The sequence below is a fragment of the Olsenella uli genome (assembly GCF_901212655.1).
Taxonomy (GTDB): domain Bacteria; phylum Actinomycetota; class Coriobacteriia; order Coriobacteriales; family Atopobiaceae; genus Parolsenella; species Parolsenella uli_A.
On record NZ_CAAKON010000044.1, the window covers coordinates 70,309 to 88,626 of the forward strand.

The 18,318-nt window shown below is 68.9% G+C and carries 14 protein-coding genes; all 14 read left to right on the top strand.

What is annotated here, in order from left to right; genetic code table 11:
• The first annotated feature begins 30 nt into the window (after positions 1–30).
• The 14 genes from EFAMC2_RS08610 (at position 31) to pstB (ending at position 18,293) form a co-directional block, all read left to right on the top strand.
• Positions 31–1,809, top strand: a complete 1,779-nt coding sequence (locus tag EFAMC2_RS08610) for a peptidoglycan D,D-transpeptidase FtsI family protein (RefSeq protein WP_154028611.1) — start codon at positions 31–33, stop codon at positions 1,807–1,809.
• Positions 1,810–1,852: 43 nt separating this feature from the next.
• Positions 1,853–3,349, top strand: a complete 1,497-nt coding sequence (gene murF / locus EFAMC2_RS08615; RefSeq protein WP_154028613.1) for a UDP-N-acetylmuramoyl-tripeptide--D-alanyl-D-alanine ligase — start codon at positions 1,853–1,855, stop codon at positions 3,347–3,349.
• Position 3,350: 1 nt separating this feature from the next.
• Positions 3,351–4,382: a phospho-N-acetylmuramoyl-pentapeptide-transferase gene (mraY, locus tag EFAMC2_RS08620; RefSeq protein ID WP_154028615.1), complete on the top strand. Its 1,032-nt coding sequence runs from the start codon at positions 3,351–3,353 to the stop codon at positions 4,380–4,382.
• Between the two features lie 262 nt (positions 4,383–4,644).
• Positions 4,645–6,072 carry a UDP-N-acetylmuramoyl-L-alanine--D-glutamate ligase gene (gene murD, locus EFAMC2_RS08625; protein ID WP_154028617.1) on the top strand — a complete coding sequence of 476 codons (1,428 nt, stop codon included), beginning with the start codon at positions 4,645–4,647 and terminating at the stop codon, positions 6,070–6,072.
• Positions 6,069–7,628, top strand: coding sequence for an FtsW/RodA/SpoVE family cell cycle protein (locus EFAMC2_RS08630; protein ID WP_154028619.1), 1,560 nt, complete (start codon positions 6,069–6,071; stop codon positions 7,626–7,628). Before murD ends, EFAMC2_RS08630 begins: the two co-directional genes overlap by 4 nt.
• Position 7,629: 1 nt before the next feature.
• Entirely contained in the window at positions 7,630–8,751 is a 1,122-nt protein-coding gene (gene murG / locus EFAMC2_RS08635; protein ID WP_154028621.1) for an undecaprenyldiphospho-muramoylpentapeptide beta-N-acetylglucosaminyltransferase, read from the top strand.
• Positions 8,752–8,891: 140 nt separating this feature from the next.
• The gene (gene murC, locus EFAMC2_RS08640) at positions 8,892–10,334 is read left to right on the top strand and encodes a UDP-N-acetylmuramate--L-alanine ligase (protein WP_154028623.1); all 1,443 of its coding nucleotides are present in this window, start codon (positions 8,892–8,894) and stop codon (positions 10,332–10,334) included.
• Positions 10,331–11,251: a UDP-N-acetylmuramate dehydrogenase gene (murB, locus tag EFAMC2_RS08645; protein ID WP_154028625.1), complete on the top strand. Its 921-nt coding sequence runs from the start codon at positions 10,331–10,333 to the stop codon at positions 11,249–11,251. Before murC ends, murB begins: the two co-directional genes overlap by 4 nt.
• Before the next feature lie 370 nt (positions 11,252–11,621).
• Positions 11,622–12,452 carry a cell division protein FtsQ/DivIB gene (locus EFAMC2_RS08650; protein WP_261980217.1) on the top strand — a complete coding sequence of 277 codons (831 nt, stop codon included), beginning with the start codon at positions 11,622–11,624 and terminating at the stop codon, positions 12,450–12,452.
• Between the two features lie 225 nt (positions 12,453–12,677).
• Positions 12,678–13,784, top strand: a complete 1,107-nt coding sequence (gene ftsZ / locus EFAMC2_RS08655) for a cell division protein FtsZ (RefSeq protein ID WP_154028629.1) — start codon at positions 12,678–12,680, stop codon at positions 13,782–13,784.
• Positions 13,784–14,707, top strand: a complete 924-nt coding sequence (locus EFAMC2_RS08660; protein WP_154028631.1) for a polyphenol oxidase family protein — start codon at positions 13,784–13,786, stop codon at positions 14,705–14,707. The genes ftsZ and EFAMC2_RS08660 overlap by 1 nt, the downstream gene beginning before the upstream one ends.
• Positions 14,620–15,549 (top strand): phosphate ABC transporter substrate-binding protein, encoded by a 930-nt coding sequence (locus tag EFAMC2_RS08665; RefSeq protein WP_410054806.1) that lies wholly within the window; start codon positions 14,620–14,622, stop codon positions 15,547–15,549. The genes EFAMC2_RS08660 and EFAMC2_RS08665 overlap by 88 nt, the downstream gene beginning before the upstream one ends.
• Positions 15,546–17,486, top strand: coding sequence for a phosphate ABC transporter permease subunit PstC (gene pstC / locus EFAMC2_RS10390; protein WP_261980219.1), 1,941 nt, complete (start codon positions 15,546–15,548; stop codon positions 17,484–17,486). Before EFAMC2_RS08665 ends, pstC begins: the two co-directional genes overlap by 4 nt.
• A gap of 3 nt (positions 17,487–17,489) precedes the next feature.
• Positions 17,490–18,293, top strand: coding sequence for a phosphate ABC transporter ATP-binding protein PstB (gene pstB, locus EFAMC2_RS08680; protein WP_154028635.1), 804 nt, complete (start codon positions 17,490–17,492; stop codon positions 18,291–18,293).
• Positions 18,294–18,318: the final 25 nt, after the last annotated feature.

Below are 18,318 nucleotides of genomic sequence, written 5' to 3' on the forward strand. Positions count from 1 at the left end.
GCCGTTCTGGGTCGCGTAGACTCACTTCCTATGCCTAGACAAGACAGAAGACACAACCAGGGTCGCCGCCGTCGCTACGGCTCGCGCGACCAGGCCCGCTCGTCTTACGACGAGGCCAGGGACCGCGACGCCCGCCTGAGGCGCGGCGGCCACGGTGGCCTGCCCATCCCGGGGCTCCTCCTCGTGCTGTTCGCGGTCCTTGCCTGCCGCCTGGTGTGGCTCCAGGTCATCGACGGCCCCAACCTTGCCGCCAAGGCCGAGCAGGTCCACACGGGCACCGTCACGGTGTCGGCGCGAAGAGGCACCATCTACGACCGCAACGGCAACGTGCTCGCCTCGAGCGTCGAGTGCCGCACGCTGTACTGCAACCCCAAGGCCGTCGATGCGGACAAGCGCCAGGACGTCGCGAACCTTCTTGCCAGCCAGCTTGGTGGCGACGCCTCCACCTACATGGACGTCCTTTCGCAGGACACCACCTTCGCCTACCTCAAGAAGAAGGCCGACACCGATGCCGCCACGCAGGTGCTGAGCGACCTCTCCTCCATGAAGGTCGACGGCATCTACTCCGTGGCGGACACCAAGCGAGTCTACCCCTATGGCGCCACGGGCGGCCAGGTGCTCGGCTTCATCGGCGCGGATGGCCATGGCCTCTCCGGCCTCGAGCTCCAGTACGACGACGTCCTCTCTGGCACCGATGGCGAGGTGGTCATGGAGCGGGGCCTCGACGGCACGCCGGTGGCCGGCGGCGCCGCCCAGATCAGCGAGGCCAAGGACGGCGAGGACATCATCGTGTCGCTCGACGTGAGCATCCAGCAGGTTGCCGAGGAGCAGCTCACGCAGGCCGTGGGCGACTCCGAGGCCGAGAGCGGCAACGTGGTGGTGACCGACCCCGGCACCGGCGAGATCCTCGCCGCGGCCTCCACGCCCCTCTATGACCCCACGGACCCCTCGACCCTCACGAACGAGGCCCTCAAGCTCGCGAGCGTGTCCGACTCCTACGAGCCCGGCTCCACCTTCAAGATCTTGACCATGGCCATCGGCTACGACACGGGCACCATCAACGGCAGCTCCACGTTCACCGTTCCCGCCAAGGTCAAGGTGGGTGACGACTACGTGACCGACGACGACGGCCGCGACTACACGATGGACATGACGCCCTACGAGATCATGCGCCGCTCGTCCAACACGGGCGCCGCCATGGTGGGCCAGGCAATCGGCGCGGACAAGCTCGCCTCGGGCCTGGAGAGGTGTGGCATCGGTTCGGCCACGGGCATCGACTACCCCGGAGAGGTCTCCGGCCTCGTCACCAAGCGCGAGGACTACACCGGAGCCACCGTGGGGTCCACCGCCTTTGGCCAGGGCATCGCGTTCCCGAGCATCCAGCTCGTGCGCGCGGTGGGGGCCGTTGCCAACAAGGGCGTGCTCACCACGCCGCACTTCCTCGTCCAGCAGGGTGGAAAGACCGTTGACTGGGGCGAGGGCTCGCGCGCCGTCTCGGAGGAGGCCGCCGCCGCGGTCACGCGTGACATGGAGGGCGTCGTCACCTCGGGCACGGGCAGGAACGCCCAGGTGAAGGGTTACTCCGTTGCGGGCAAGACCGGTACGGGCGAGCAGGCCTCCAGCGAGGGCGGCTACGCGAAGGACCTCTTCCTGAGCTCCTTCATCGGATTCGCGAACGCAGACGACGCCAAGGCACTCGTGTACGTGGGCATCTACGGCACCTCGCAGCACGGCGCTACGGCGGCCGCGCCCTACTTCTCGGCTATCATGGGTGAGGCTCTCGCGGACCTCGGCGTCAAGGCCGAGTAGCCGCGGGGCACGGCCGGACGGCCCATCGACGGGAGAGCTATCAATGATTGAGTGCACTGTCTCAGACCTATGCGCGGCCACGGGAGCCACGCTCGTCTCCGGTGACGGCAACCGGCACCTGGCCGGCGTCGCCATCGACTCGCGCAAGGTGGGGGAGGGCGGCCTGTTCGTGGCCTTCTCCGGAGAGCGCGTCGACGGTAATGACTTTGCGCCCAAGGCGGTCTGCGCCGGTGCCGCGGCGGTGGCGCTGACGCGCGAGCCCACCCCGGAGCTGCTCGCCTGCGCCGAGGACGCCGGCTGCGCCGTCATCCGCGTGGCCGAGGGAGCTGCCCAGGCCCCGGTTGAGGACGACGCCGGCGAGTTCATGCTTCGCCTTGCCGCCTGGTGGCGCGCGCGCCACGACTGGTGCGTCGTGGGCGTCACGGGGTCGGTGGGCAAGACAACCACGAAGGACATGCTTGCGGCAGCCCTGGCAACGAAGTACCGCGTGCATGCGACGGCCGGCAACTACAACAACCTCATCGGCGTGCCCATCACGCTGCTCGAAGCCCCCGAGGATGCCCAGGTGCTCGTGGTGGAGATGGGCATGAACCACCCGCTCGAGATCTCGCGGCTGGCCGAGGTGGCCCGCCCGCGCGTGGGCGTCATCACCAACGTGGGCACGAGCCACATCGGCCTTCTGGGCTCGCGTGAGAACATCGCCCGGGCCAAGGGCGAAATAGCGGCGCCGCTCGCCTGCGCCCCCGAGAGCACGGTGGCGCCCGAGCCACGCCTGTTCCTGTGCGCGGACAATGACTACACCCCCTTCATCGTGGAGCACTTTGCCGCCCCGGCCAACGTCCCGGTGACGCTCGTGGGCCCGGGCGAGGGTTCCTGTGTCCGCGCCTGCCACGTGGCGTTGGACGACGAGGCACACCCGAGCTTCGACGTCACCCTCGAGGCCGACCTCGGGGCTGGCCGCGCCGGCAGCACCTTCCGCGAGACACTCCGCCTCACGGGCGCCCAAGTGGTGCCGGACTTCCTGCTCGCCTTCGCCGCCGCCCTGCACCTTGGCGTCGAGCCCGAGGCCTGCGCGGGCGCGCTCGAGGCGCTCGAGAGCACGCACATGCGCCAGGAGGTCGTGCGCGCCGCGTGCGGTTGCCGCGTGATCGATGACTCGTACAACGCGAGCCCCGACTCGACGGCCGCCGCGCTGGACGCGCTCTCGAGCATGCGCGTGGCCCAGGGTGGCCGTCGTGTCGCCATTCTCGGCGAGATTGGCGAGCTGGGCGCCGAGCAGGACCGCCTCCACGAGCTCGTGGGCGCCTACGCTGCCGCCAAGCCGATCGACCTGCTTGTGATAGTGGGTACGGACCGGGCAGACCACATGGAGCGCGCGGCGCGGCTCCTCGGCTTCTCCGAGGACAAGATCGTCCGCGTGGCAGACGTCGAGGCGCTCATCGAGGTCGTGGCGCCCGTGCTCGAGCCCAATGACCTCGTGCTCGTGAAGGCCTCCCGTGCCGCGTACCTCGACCGATTCGTAAAGGCGGTGAGGAGCTAGCATGCTCACCCAACTGCTCATTGGCACCCAGTACCCCACCTACCAGGTCTTCGTCACCCTGATCGTGGCGGGTCTCATCACAGCCCTGCTCATGCCGCCCTTCATCAGGCTCATGCGCAAGGACGGCATCGGCCAGCAGGTGCGAGCGGACGGCCCGCAGACGCACCTCGTGAAGCAGGGGACGCCCACGATGGGCGGCGTCATCATCCTGGCGGGTGTGCTGGTGACCTGCGTGCTCTTCGCCCAGTGGACGCCCGACATGATCCTGTGCGTGGTGGCGACCATCGCCACCGGCCTTTTGGGCCTGCTGGACGACATCGAGTCCGTGAGCCACGGGCGCTCGCTCGGCCTCACGCCCTCGCAGAAGATGGTCGGCCTCATCGTCATCTCCGTCACCTTCTGCCTTGTGGCCGTGAACTGCGTGGGCATCTCACCGGCCATCGAGTTCCCGGGCGGCTTCTCCATCGACCTGGGCGTGCTCACCACCACCATTTGGGGCGTCCGGGTGCCGTGGCTCTACGTCATCTTCGTGTTCCTGCTGCTTGCGGGCCTCTCCAACGCCGTGAACCTCACGGACGGCCTCGACGGCCTCGCCGGCGGCACCGTGATGGTGGTCATGCTCGTCATGGCGATGGTGGCCTTCAGCTACGACGAGATCAACCTCGCCGTCTTTGCCGCCGCCTGCTCGGGTGCCTGCGTGGGCTTCCTCTGGCACAACTGCTACCCTGCCTCCATCTTCATGGGGGACACGGGCTCGCTGGCCCTGGGCGCCGGGTTCGCCGCCCTGGCCGTGCTCACCAAGACCGAGGTCACCTCGCTCGTGATGGGTGGCCTGTTCATCGTGGAGGCCCTCTCGGTGATGATGCAGGTGGTGAGCTTCCACTTCACCGGCAAGCGAATCTTCCTCATGGCCCCCTTGCACCACCACTTCGAGAAGAAGGGTTGGAGCGAGACGAAGGTGGTCATTCGCTTCTGGATCGTGAGCGCCATGTTCGCCGCGGTGGGGTTTGCGCTCTACTTCCAGCTGCGCTAGGTTCGCTTGGAGCCCTCGGCGCCTGGGCGTGGCTGTCCAGTCGTGCGCCGGCGCCCCGCCGCCGCATCGCCGGTGACGCTGGAGCCGTCGGGTGACGACGCGTCGCCATATCGCGCATGGGGCGCGGCATCGATTTGTGGCCTACGGGGTCGCCTCGCGCGAGGCGGCCCCTTTTTCTTTGGAGCATGCCTGACGGGGCATCGCGCGGCGGCGCGGGGCGATAGGATGGGGCGTACGAAAACTGAGTCGAGGGGGCTTTCCCATGAGTGACACTTCAAGGGTGCGCACATACGGTGACGTGCTGGTCTTGGGCCTGGGCAAGACGGGCGACGCCGTCGCCGGCTACATGGCCGGCCTCGTCCAGGGCGGGCGCGTGAGCTCGGTCGTGCTGTACGGCGGCGCCAAGAGCCAGCCCGGTCCCGTCACCGAGGAGCTCGAGCGTGCCGGCGTCCGCGTGGTCTGTGGCACCGAGCAGGTGGAGGGCCACTACGACACGTGCATCGCGAGCCCCGGCATCTCCGAGTTCAGCGACTTCTGCAGGAGCGCCGACGCGGCGAGCGACGCCATCTTCGGCGAGCCCGAGCTCGCGTGGCGCGAGAGCCCCGAGCGCTGGGTGGGCATCACGGGCACCAACGGCAAGACCACCACGACCACCCTCGCGCGCGACCTTCTGCGCGCGGGCGGCCTGGCGGCCGAGGCCGTGGGAAACATCGGCCGCATGGCCATCGGCGAGGTGGCGCACCGCGCGCCGGGCGAGTGGCTCGTGGCTGAGCTCTCGAGCTTCCAGCTGGCCGGCTCGCGCGAGCTGCACCCCCACGTGGCCGTGCTGCTGAACGTCACGCCAGACCACCTCTATTGGCACAAGACCATGGAGAACTACGCCGCCGCCAAGGAGCGCATCTTCCGGAACCTTGACGCGGGCGACCTCGCGGTTATCTCCGATGGCGATGACTTCTGCCGTGCCATCGCAGGGCGCGCCCGCGCGCGCGGCCTGCGCGTCTGCCGCTTGCTTCAGGCGGGGGAGAGCCCCCGGGCGGACGAGGCCTGCTGTGCCTGGGAGGACACCGACGGCACGCTCGTGGTGCGCATCGACGGCGCCGACACCCGCCTCGTCAACAAGGAGGCGCTCTCCATCAAGGGCGAGCACAACGTCGAGAACGCGCTGGCCGCCTCCGCCGCCGCGCTCGCCTGCGGCGTCGACGCCGAGGACGTGCGCGCGGGCCTCAGGGCCTTCCGCCCGCTCGAGCACCGCATCGAGCCGTGTGGCGAGTCTGCGGGCGTCCATTATGTGAACGATTCCAAGGCCACCAACACCGATGCCGTGAGCAAGGCGCTCACGGCCTTCCCGGCCGGCTCGATCGTGATCCTGCTCGGCGGGCACGACAAGGGCACGGACCTCTCCGACATGGCGGCAGACGTCGCGCGCACCTGTCGCGTGGCCGTCTGCTTCGGCGAGGCCGGAGCGCGCATGGCCAAGGCCCTTCGCGCCCAGGGCGGCTCGCTCGAGGTTCTCGAGGCGGCGCACCTCGAGCAGGCGCTCGACGCCGGCATGGCGGCCGCCCGCCCCGGCGAGACGGTGCTGCTCTCGCCGGCCTGCTCCTCCTTTGACGAGTTCAGCGGCTTCGAAGAGCGCGGCGACGTCTTCAAGCGCCTCGTGGCCGCCCGCATCGCCAAGAAGGAGCGCGCGTGAGTTCCAGGTCCGTCTCTGGGGTCCCGGCAAGCATCATGCGGCCGAGGCTCCTCACCATCGCCATAGCTGCCGTGCTCACCTGCTTCGGTCTCGTGATGATCTTCTCCGCCTCGTCCGCGGAGGCCTTCTCCGAGATGGGTGACGCGGCGTACTACGTGAAGCGCCAGGCGCTGTTCATCGTGATGGGGCTCGCGGGGGCGGCGCTCGTCGCCGCCATCGACTACCACGCCGTGAGGGCCCGCGCGCTCTTTGGCCTCATGATGGCCACGCTTCTCATGCTGCTGGCGGTCAAGGTCGCCGGCTCGGGCGCCAACGGCGCCACGCGCTGGATCGAGATCGGCCCCGTCCGCCTGCAGCCGTCCGAGTTCGCAAAGCTCTCGCTCGTCGTGGCCGGGGCCTGGCTCATGGACGACTTCCGGGAGGACCGCTTCACGTCGGGGGCCTCGATGGTGGGCCACGTGCTGCTCTGCATCGGGGCACCGCTCGCGCTCATCTTCATCCAGCCCGACAAGGGCAGCACGGGCATCATCGTCGTGGTGCTGGCGGCCATGCTCGTGTCGGCGAGGATCGTTCCCTTTGCCGCCGTGCTCGCCCTTGGCGCCGTTGGTGTCATCCTCTTCCTTGGCGCCTCGCTCGGCGACGACTACTCCCGCCAGCGCATCCTCACGGCCCTTGACCCGTGGAGCGACCCGTACGGCGCGGGCTACCAGCTCACGCGCGGCTTCATGGCGTTTGGCTCGGGCGGGCTCTTTGGCTCGGGACTGGGCATGAGCCGCATGAAGTACTCCTACCTGCCCGAGGCCCATAACGACTTCATCTTTGCCATCGTTGGCGAGGAGCTTGGCCTCGTGGGCACCCTTGCGGTGCTCGCCCTGTTCTCCGCGCTCCTCTACTTTGGCTACCAGATTGCCAAGAACGCGAGCGACCTGCCCGGAAGGCTCATAGCGCTGGGCACCACCACCCTGCTCGCGGTGCAGTTCTTCCTGAACGCGATGGGCGTCACGGGCCTCGCCCCGCTCTCCGGCAAGCCCATGCCGTTCCTCTCCTACGGCGGCTCGTCTATCATGAGCTGCCTCATGATGGTGGGCCTGCTCGTGAACGTTTCGCGCCACTCCGCGCTGCCGGAGACGGTGCACGACGCGCGCCGCCGCGCGATGACGCTCGCACCCGAGGCCCCTGAGGACGTTACGGGCATGGGGGCGGCCAGGCCCAGGCGTGGCTACGGAGGCCTTCCCTTGGGCACCCCGGCGACGGGCGGCACGTCCGTTGCCCGTCCGTCGTCTGCGTCCCGCCCATCGTCCGTGCCCCTCCAGGGCGGCTTCCGGCGGGGCGGCTCCGTGCCGCTCTCCTCGCCCGAGGAGGCCCGTCGGGGCTTTCGCGTGGTGGAGGGCGGCGCCGGCGCGGGCAGGGACCGCATCGACCTGGGGCCGTCTGCCGCAGACAGGCTGAGGACCCAAGACCAGGGTCCCGAGGTGCACATGGGCGCCGCCGCGCGCAACGGCAGGTTCGAGAGGCAGTCGAGGGGCGGCTCGCGTCGCCCGACGAGGAGGAGATAGCATGGCCAAGTCACTCGAGGTGGCAATTGCCGCCGGCGGCACGGCCGGTCACATCAACCCGGCGCTGGCGCTGGCCGAGGAGCTGCGCGGCCGCGGGCACCACGTGACCTTCTACGGCCGGCCCAGCAAGCTCGAGGGCAGGCTCGTGCCGGCGGCCGGCTTCGAGCTCGTGCCGGTGGAGGTCACGGGCTTCGACCGCTCTCGTCCCTGGACGGCCCTCTCGTCGCTCGCGCGCGTGGCCGCCGCGGGCCGCGCCCTCGGCCGTCGCTTCAAGGCCCAGGGGGCGCCGGACGTGGCCATCGGCTTTGGCGCCTACGTGGAGGTGCCGCTCTTGCGGTGGTGCAAGTCCCATCGCGTGCCCTACCTGCTCCACGAGCAGAACTCCGTGCCGGGCCTCGCCAACAAGATGATGGCGCCGCACGCAGCGCGCGTCTGCATCTCCGTGCCCGCCGCCGAGAAGGTCTTCGCGCGCGAGGGCGACGCCTCGCACGTGGTGCTCACGGGCAACCCCGTGCGCCAGAGCGTCATCTGTGCGAGCGGCGAGGCCGGCCGCGAGGCCCTCGGCATCCCGGCCGACGCCACGATGCTGCTCGTCTTTGGCGGCTCGCTCGGCGCCAAGACCATCAACGAGGGCATGGCCGGCCTCAAGGACCGCCTGCTTGCCACAGATGGCCTCTACGTGGTGCACTCCACGGGCAAGGACGGCTTCGAGGCCACGGTGGATGCCCTCGCGCTCACGCCCGACGAGCAGAAGCGCTGGCGCGTCATGCCCTACATCGACAACATGGGAGACGTCCTGGCTGCTGCGGACCTCGTTCTCTCGCGCGCCGGAGCCTCCTCGATCGCCGAGATTGCGGCGCTGGGCGTGCCCGCCGTGCTCGTGCCGTACCCCTTTGCCACGGCAGACCACCAGACCACCAACGCCCGCTACCTCACCGATGCCGGCGCCGCCGTGCTCTTCAAGGATGAGGACGTCAAGGGCGAGCGCTTCGCCGACGAGCTCGTGGGTCTCGTTGAGAGCCCCGAGCGCCGGGCCGCTATGCGCGAGGCTGCCTCGGGCCTGGCGCAGGACAAGGCGGCGGCCAAGCTCGCCGACCAGCTCGAGGGCGTCGTCCGCGGCTAGCGGCCATCCTTGCGCAGGCGCCGCGGTGCATGCCCTTTTGATGCATGGGGGCGCGCACCGCGGCGCCTTGGGCTAAAGTAGTGAGATTGAATGTGCGCGGCGCACGGGACGCCGCCGGATCGACCTCGAGGAGCCATCACATGGCAACCACCGCCCAGAACCTGCCGTTCAGTCGCGTCCACATCGTCGGTATCGGAGGTGCCGGCATGAGCGCCATCGCGCTCGTGCTCCATGGCCGCGGCTGCACCGTCACGGGCAGCGACCTCAAGAGCTCCCGCTACGTTCGCGAGCTCGAGGCTGCCGGCATCAAGGTCTTCGTGGGCCACGACGCCGCCACCATCGACGAGGTCAAGCCCGACGTCATTGCCGTCTCCACGGCCATCCCCGAGACTAACCCCGAGGTAATCCGCGCCCGCGAGCTGGGCATCGAGGTCTGGCCGCGCGCCAAGATGCTGCCGGTGCTCTCGCTCGGCCACACCACGGTGGCCGTCTCGGGCACCCATGGCAAGACCACCACGTCCTCCATGGTGGCCACGATGCTCGACCACATGGACCTTGACCCGTCCTTCCTGATCGGCGGCATCGTCGAGGGCTACGGCACCAACGCCCACAGCGGCAAGGGCGCCTATTACGTGGCCGAGGCCGACGAATCCGACGGGTCGTTCCTCCACTTCGACCCCAACGTGGTGGTCATCACCAACATCGAGGCCGACCACCTGGACCACTACGGCTCGCTCGAGAACGTCGAGGGCGCCTTCGTGCAGTTCATGCAGACCGTGGGCGATGACGGCACGGTCGTCATCTGCGGCGAGAAGGCTCACAACCTCGAGCTTGCCCGTCAGAGCGGCAAGCGCTTCGTCTCCTATGGCTTTGCCGGCGACGGTGAGTTCGACTACGCCTGCACGCCCGAGCCCACGCACCACACCATCGAGAGCCACCTCACCGTGGCCCTTCCCGGCGGGCGCGAGGTCAAGGTGACCATCAAGTCCAACCCCGGCAGCCACAACATGCTCAACGCCACGGCCGCCATCGCCTGCGCGGACGTCCTCGGCCTCGACGTCGAGAAGGCCGCCCGTGCGCTCTCCGAGTTTCAGGGCGTGCGCCGCCGCTTCACCCACGTGGCCGACATCGACGGCATCACCGTGGTGGATGACTACGGCCACCACCCCACCGAGATCGCCGCGACCCTCTCGGCCGCCCACGACCTCAACTACGACCGCGTGGTCGTGGTCTTCCAGCCGCACCGCTACAGTCGCACCGCCGCTCTGGCGCCGCTCTTTGGCCCGGCCTTCGACAACGCCGACGTCCTGCTCGTGATGGACGTGTTCTCTGCCGGCGAGATGCCCATCCCCGGCATCTCCGGCAAGACCGTCGTGGGTGAGGTCGTCTCCGAGGGCAAGGTGGCAGACGTCCGCTACGTCCCGAGCCGCCGCGAGCTCACCAAGACCCTCGTCTCCGAGCTCCGTCCCGGTGACCTGCTCATCACCATGGGCGCGGGCGACGTGACCCTCGTTGGCCCCGCCTTCGTCGAGGCCCGCAAGGAGGCCGACGCCAAGGCCGGCGAGGAGGACACGCGCGCGTGAGCTTGGCCAACGCTTATCTGTCCCTCTCCGGGGCGGTCGACGCAGACATAACGCGGGGCGAGCGCCTCGCGCACCGCACGTCCTACCGTATCGGCGGTCCTGCCGCCATGCTCGCCGTGTGCCACACGCCGTCCGCCATCGCACGAGTGGTGGAGGTCCTCACGGCCCAGGATGTCGAGTGGGTCCTCATGGGCAAGGGCTCGAACGTGCTCGTGGCCGACGATGGCTTCGACGGCTGCGTTATCGTGCTTGGCCGCGAGTTCTCGCGCATCGAGGTCTGCGCGGCAGACGCCACCATCACGGCCGGCGCCGCCACGCCGCTCTCCAAGGTGGTCAACGCCGCCATGAAGGCATCGCTCACGGGGCTCGAGTTTGCCTGCGGCATCCCCGGCACGCTGGGCGGCGCCGTCTCCATGGACGCCGGCACCCGCCGCGAGTGGATAGGCCCGCGCATCTCCACGCTCGTCACCTTCGTGCCCGGCGAGGGGCTCAGGCGCCATGCCGGGGGCGACATCGAGTGGGGCTACCGCTGGAGCGGGCTCGGCCTGGGCGAGATCGTCCTCGAGGCCACGCTTTTCCTCGAGAGGGGCGAGCGCGCAAGCATTGCCGCCGACATGGAGCACCGCCTTGCCCGCAGGCGCGCCACGCAGCCGATGGGAAAGCCCTGCTGCGGCTCGGTGTTTCGCAACCCCGCCGGCTCCAGGGGCGCCGCCCAGATGCTCGAGGCCTGCGGCATGAAGGGCTATGCCGTGGGCGGGGCCCAGGTTTCCGAGACCCACGCCAACTTCGTCGTCAACAACGGAGCCGCCACGGCCGCCGACGTGCTCGCCGTGATGCGCGCCATGCATGACAAGGTGAGGGAGGTCGAAGGTGTCGACCTCCAACCGGAAGTCAAGTTCCTCGGGTTCGCGTCCTAGGGCGACGAAGCGCCAGGGGCTCGGCGCCACACCGCGCGGCTCCCGACCGGCCTCGCAGGGCCTGGGCTCCCGCGGCGGGCTTCGCGGCTCGGCGGCCCGCCCCAGCGCTCGCCCACGCGGCAGCCTTCGCCCCGAGGCGCACTCCCTGCGCTCGTCGGGCAGCCTGCGTGCCCCGGCGGCCCCCTCGCGCCTCGAGGCCTCGAGGCGCGCCACGACGGGGCGCACGGCCTCGGGCCGCCCGCTCATGGGCGCGCCCAGGGGCGGGGGCTCCGGTTCTCGGTCGGGGCAGGGGAGTGCGCGTCTGGAGGCTCGTCGCGCGGAGATGCGCACGGCCCGGCTCGAGGCGGGCTCTTCGGCAAGCCGCATCACCTTGGCCTTTCGTGCCGCCGTTGCCGTGGGCGTCGTGGCCCTCGTCGCGGTGGTGGCGCTCCTGGTCATGAGCCACCTGCCCGTCTTCACCATCACCGGCATCGACGCACAGGCCTCCGAGCACGTCTCCTCTGACTCCATCGCCAAGCTTGCCGCGGTGGAGGAGGGAACCACCCTGCTCTCGGTGGACGTGCCCCAGATCCAGGCCAACGTGAAGAGGAACCCCTGGGTCAAGAAGGTCAACGTCACGCGCGAGTTCCCGGACACGCTTGGCATCTCGGTGGAGGAGCGCGGCATCTGGGCGGTGGTGCTCATCGGCTCGGGCGCGAGCGTGTGGGCGCTGGGAGACGACGGCACCTGGATCGAGCCCGTGCAGGTCACCCCGGACGAGTCCGGCGACCTCTCTGCCGCGGCGCTCGCGAAGGCCCGGGAGCTAGGATGCCTGCTTATCTCTCAGGTGCCCTCCACGGTCGACCCCTCGCAGGGCTCTGCCGCCACAGACGATGTCATCCAGGCGGTGCTCACCTACCAGCGCACCTTCTCGGAGGACCTCGCCTCGCAGGTGCAGACCTACTACGCGAGCAGCACGGGCAGCATCTCGATGGTGCTCAAGAGCGGCCTCGAGGTATCGCTGGGAACTCCCTCCGACGTCTCCTCCAAGCAGGCGGCGCTCACCCAGATCATGAGCACCTATCCGGACCAGCTCACCTACGTGAACGTGCGCGTGCCCACGAAGCCCACCTATCGCAAGGTGTCGGGTAGCTCCTACGGTGCCGGCACCGATTCCACAGGCGGCTCTGGCGCCTCCGGCCACGGTGGCTCGACCAGCTGATTTGAAGATTCAGGGAGGAATCAATCTCTTTTAGTTGACTCGCCCCGCAAGAACGTGCCATTATGTGCCGCTTTACGCTTGCCGTAGAGCTAAACCTGAGCTTGAGAGTTTGAGAGCATGCAGAACCAAAGCACCACTGCGAGCAAAGCCCGCACCACCAGCAGGACCAGCACCACCCAACGCAAGAGTCGCGCCACCCGCGACGCCCGCACGCAAGGAGGACCCATGAGCGCAAGCGACACCCTCAGCAACTACCTGGCCGTCATCAAGGTCGTCGGCGTGGGCGGCGGTGGCACGAACGCCGTGAACCGCATGATCGAGGAGGGCATCCGCGGCGTCGAGTTCGTCGCCGTGAACACGGATGCCCAGGCACTGGCCCTCTCCGACGCGGACATCAAGGTCCACATCGGCACCGACATCACCAAGGGCCTGGGTGCAGGCGCGGTGCCAGAGGTTGGTGCCGAGTGCGCGGAGGAGAGCCGCGATGAGATCAAGGCCGCGCTCGCCGGTGCCGACATGGTCTTCATCACCGCGGGCGAGGGTGGCGGCACGGGCACGGGCGCCGCGCCCGTCGTGGCCGACATCGCCAAGAACGACGTGGGCGCGCTCACCATCGCCGTCGTCACCAAGCCGTTCACCTTCGAGGGCCGCAAGCGCTCCACCAACGCCCTCTCCGGCGTCGAGAATCTCGCCGAGAACGTCGACACGCTCATCGTCATCCCCAACGACCGCCTGCTCGACCTTGCCGAGAAGAAGACCACGATGCTCGAGGCCTTCCGCATGGCCGACGACGTGCTGTGCCAGGGCACCCAGGGCATCACGGACCTCATCACCGTCCCTGGCCTCATCAACCTCGACTTCGCCGACGTCTGCACGATCATGCGCGGCTCCGGCACGGCCATGATGGGCATCGGCCTCGCCTCCGGTGACTCCCGCGCCACCGACGCCGCCCAGGAGGCCATCTCCAGCCGACTGCTCGAGAGCTCCATCGACGGCGCCACGCGCGTGCTGCTCTCCATCGCCGGCAACAAGGACCTCGGCATCACCGAGATCTCGGACGCCGCCGACCTCGTTGCCTCCAACGTCGACCCCGAGGCCAACATCATCTTCGGCACCACAGTTGACGAGAGCCTTGGCGACCAGGTGCGCATCACCGTCATTGCCACCGGCTTCCAGGACGCCAACGCCCAGCCGACCCTGCCGACAGACGCCTTCCGCGCTCCCGTCGCCCCGGCCACGCCGGCTCCCTCCGCCGCGTCGAAGCCCGCCGCCTCTGCCACCGGCAGCAAGGACTTCGACATCCCCGACTTCCTGAAGCGCGCCCGCCTCTAATGGCGCCTTCTCTCACCAGGCACGTGCGTGACGGCGTGGCCCTGCTCGGCGACGATGCTCGCCCGGGTGGGGTCACGCTCGTTTTCACCGAGCGCACGGGCGGTGTCTCCCAGCCGCCGTACGCGAGCCTGAACCTGGGGAGCCACTGCGGGGACGACCCCGCGGCGGTGGCCGAGAACCGAGCCCGCGCGCTTGCCGCGGCCGGTGCGGCCGACATCGCGCACAACCTTGTGGAGCCCAAGCAGGTGCACGGCGACCACATCGTCATCATCCACGGCAACGGCATGACGCCGGGGACTGGCTCCTCGATGCCGGGCAGCGCGGTGCCGGGGACAGGCACCTTGTCACGCAGGGGGCGTGTGGCAGAGGGGCCAGCCCCTGGCGTTACGCTCCCCGCACCGGCCACCCCCGCCGAGCTCGAGCGCGCCCGTGCCGAGGCCCAGGCCGGGGCGGACGCCATCGTGTGCACGGCCGCCGGCGTGCCGGTGCTCCTGTGCTTCGCGGACTGCGTGCCCGTCGTCATCGCGGCGCCCGGCGCCTTTGCCGTCATCCACTCGGGCTGGCGAGGCACCTTCGCGCGCATCAGCGCCAAGGCGCTCCGCGTGCTCTGCGAGGAGGCGGGTTGCGGTCCCCGGGACGTGTCGGTCTACATCGGCCCGCACATCGAGGGGGAGGACTACGAGGTCTCCGAGGAGCTTCTCGACCGGTTTGTTGCCGAGTTTGGTACGATAGTCCATGTTAAGGGAATGTTAAGGTATCTTTCCCTCACGAACGCCATCGTCTCATCGCTCGTAGACGCCGGGGTGAAGCCTTGCCAGATCGCAGATGCGCGGGTATCTACCGCAACGCACGTAGACCGTTTCTTCTCCTATCGGGCCGAAGCCGGCAAGACCGGCCGTCACGCCGCCATCGCCTACCTCTAGGGGCCGCTTTAGCAGCGGCCCTCTTTGTGGTCATGGCGCTTGCGTCCTGCGGCTCCGGCGCGAGCTCGGAGACGCTCACCGTGGCGGGCTCCACCACGGTGCTACCCATCGCCGAGATGGCGGCGGAGGGCTTCGAGGGGCAGACGGGCACGCACGTGCTCGTGAGCGGCCTGGGCTCCAGCGCCGGCATCGAGGCCGTCTCGAACGGCACGGCCGACATCGCCACCTCCAGCCGTGACCTCACGGCAGAGGAGGCCTCCCATGAGCTCGTTGCCACCGTCATCGCGCACGACGGCATCGCCGTGATCGTGAATCCGGCCAACGGCGTGTCTGGCCTCACCACCGAGCAGCTCCGCGGCATCTACGCCGGCCGGATCACCAACTGGAGTGAGGTGGGTGGCCCCGACCTCGCCATCCAGGTGGTGAACCGCGACGAGGCCTCCGGCACGCGGGAGGCCTTCCGCTCCATCGTCATGGACGGCTCGGAGTTCGACCGCTCGGCGGCGGTCCTTCCCGGCACCGGCCAGGTGCGCGACGTCGTGAGCCGCACGCCGGGCGCCATCGGCTACATCTCCATCGGCTTCGTGGAGAGCGCCTACGCCACCACAACGGTGCGCGCCCTTCCCATCGACGGGGTGGAGGCCACCGAGGAGAGCGTCGAGGACGGCTCCTATCCCATCTCGCGTGAGCTCTACTTCTTCACGAACGGCGACCCGCAGGGCACTTCCTACGACTACATCTCCTACGTGCTCTCCGATGGCATGGACCAGGTCATCCGCGACGCAGGCTACATCCCGGCCTATAACTCGATTCCCGGCCGCGGCGAGGGGAGCGACCAGTGAGCGACACGGCAAGCAACCTCAAGCAGGTATCGGCGGCCACGCGCGTGAAGGAGGCGGCCCTCAGGAACCTCTTCCTCGCCTGCGCCTGCGTGGCGGTGCTGGCCGTCGTCCTCATCTTCGTCTTCACCTTCTGGAAGGCGATTCCCGTCATCACCCAGATTGGCCTTCCCGCCTTCTTCAGCCTCGACTGGGCGCCCACCGAGGGGCGCTACGGCATCCTCGCGTTGCTCGCGGGCTCGGGCATCGTGACGGTGGGCGCGCTGGCAATTGGCGTGCCGCTCGCGGTGGGCTGCGCCGTCTTCCTCACCGAGATTGCGGGCAAGCGCCTTGCCGGCATAGTGAGCACCGCGGTTGACCTGCTTGCCGGCGTGCCCTCGGTGGTCTACGGCTTCTTTGGCATTGTGGTGCTGCGCCCGCTCATCGCCGGCGCCACGGGCGGCCTGGGCTTTGGCGCCCTCACGGTGTGGCTCGTGCTTGCCATCATGATCGTGCCCACCATCACCACCCTCACCATGGACGCGCTGCGCTCCATTCCCATGGGCATTCGCGAGGCAAGCTTTGCCATGGGCGCCACGCGCTGGCAGACCATCTACAAGGTGGTGCTCCCGGCGGCAAAGATGGGCATCGTCAACGCCGTGGTGCTCGGCATGGGCCGTGCCATCGGCGAGACCATGGCCGTCCTCATGGTGGTGGGCAACGCGCCCGTCATCCCCGCGTCCGTCGCAAGCCCGCTCTCCACGCTCACGAGCCAGATTGCGCTCGACATGGGCTACTCGAGCGGCCTGCACAGGAGCGCCCTCTTTGGCATGGGCGTCGTCTTGTTCCTCATCTCGGCCGGGCTCGTGGGCATCGTGCGTGCCCTCTCGGCCGCCCGCGAGGGGGGTCGCGGCCGATCCAGGCATCGTCGCGCCAAGGCCGCCGACCGTGCGGTGAACGCGGTGGGCGTCTCGTTCAACCACGCCGAGGGAACGGCCGACCATGCGCCCGTGCAGAAGCTCGCGGCAGACTCCGTGACGCCCGTGACTGGCGTCGAGACCATTTCGCGCGAGGGCTCCCGCGCCCGCATCAAGCGCCTGCTGTCCTCCGGAAGCGCGAGCGGCGCAAACAAGGGCCGTACCAACGACGTCATGCTCGGCGTGTTCCGCGCCGCCGGCGTGCTCACCACGCTCGTGCTCGTGCTCATCATCGCCTTCGTGGCCGTGAACGGCCTGCCGGTCATGTCGCTCGACTTCATCTTTGGCTGGCCCCACGGCGTCAACGCCGAGGGCGGCATCTTCCCCACGATCGTCTCCACCATCTACGTCACGGCGCTCGCGATGCTCATCTGCACGCCGGTGGCGGTGCTGGCGGCCGTCTACCTCGCCGAGTACGCCAAGCAGGGCAGGCTCGTGACCTTCATCCGCTATGCGGCCGACACCCTCTCCAGCGTGCCTTCCATCGTCATGGGCCTCTTTGGCTACGCGATGTTCGTCGAGGCGATGGGCTTCGGCCTCTCGATGCTCTCCGCCGCTCTGGCGCTTGCGCTCATGATGCTGCCCATCGTCATGCGCACCACCGAGGAGGCCATCCGCGCCGTGCCTCGCTACATTCGCTGGGGCGCCTACGGTCTGGGCGCCACCAAGTGGCAGGTGGTCTCCAAGATCGTGCTGCCCAGCGCCTTCCCGCGCATCGCCACGGGCATCGTGCTCGCCATCGGCCGCGCCATCGGCGAGACGGCCGTGGTGCTCTACACCATGGGCCAGGCCATCAACCTGCCCGTGACGCCGCTTGACTCGGGCCGTCCCATGACGATCCACCTCTACCAGCTTGCCAACGAGGGCATCAACATGCAGGCCGCCTACGGCACGGCCCTGCTGCTCATGATCATGATTCTCGCGTTCAACCTCTTTGCGCGCCACATCTCGCGCAAGAGCGCTCAGAAGTCGAAGGGAAACTAGGCCATGACCGTCTATCGCCACGCGCCCGAGAACCACGGAGAGGGCATCCACGTCGAGGGCTTCGACTTCTGGTACGGGAGCTTCCACGCCCTCACCGGGGTCACCATGGACGTGGCCCCCAACGCCATCACGGCCTTCATCGGCCCGTCCGGCTGCGGCAAGTCCACGTTCCTGCGCTGCATGAACCGCATGAACGACCTCATCGAGGGCACACGCTGCGAGGGCACCATGCAGCTCGACGGCTCCGACATCTACGCCGCCGGCGTCGACCCCGTGGACCTGCGCCGCCGCGTGGGCATGATCTTCCAGCAGCCCAACCCGTTTCCCAAGAGCATCTACGAGAACGTGGCCTTTGGTCCGCGCCTGCTGGGTGTCACCTCCAAGAGCGACCTCGATGGCATCGTCGAGGAGTCGCTCAAGCGCTCCAACCTCTGGAAGGAGGTTGCCGACCAGCTGGACAAGAACGGCCTTGCGCTCTCCGGCGGCCAGCAGCAGCGCCTCTGCATCGCGCGCACCCTCGCCGTGCAGCCCGATGTCCTGCTCATGGACGAGCCCTGCTCGGCCATCGACCCCACGAGCGTCCAGCGCGTCGAGGACCTCATGGCCGAGCTCAAGGACGAGATGACCATCATCATCGTCACCCACAGCATGCAGCAGGCGGCCCGCGTGTCAGACTACATGGCCTTCTTCCTGCAGGAGCATGCCGGCGAGCCGGCGGGTCTCGTGGAGTACGGCAACACGCGCGAGATCTTCAGCTCGCCCAAGGACAGCCGCACCGAGGACTACATCACCGGCCGCTTCGGCTAGCGGGAGGGGGCGCACGCCTCGGCCC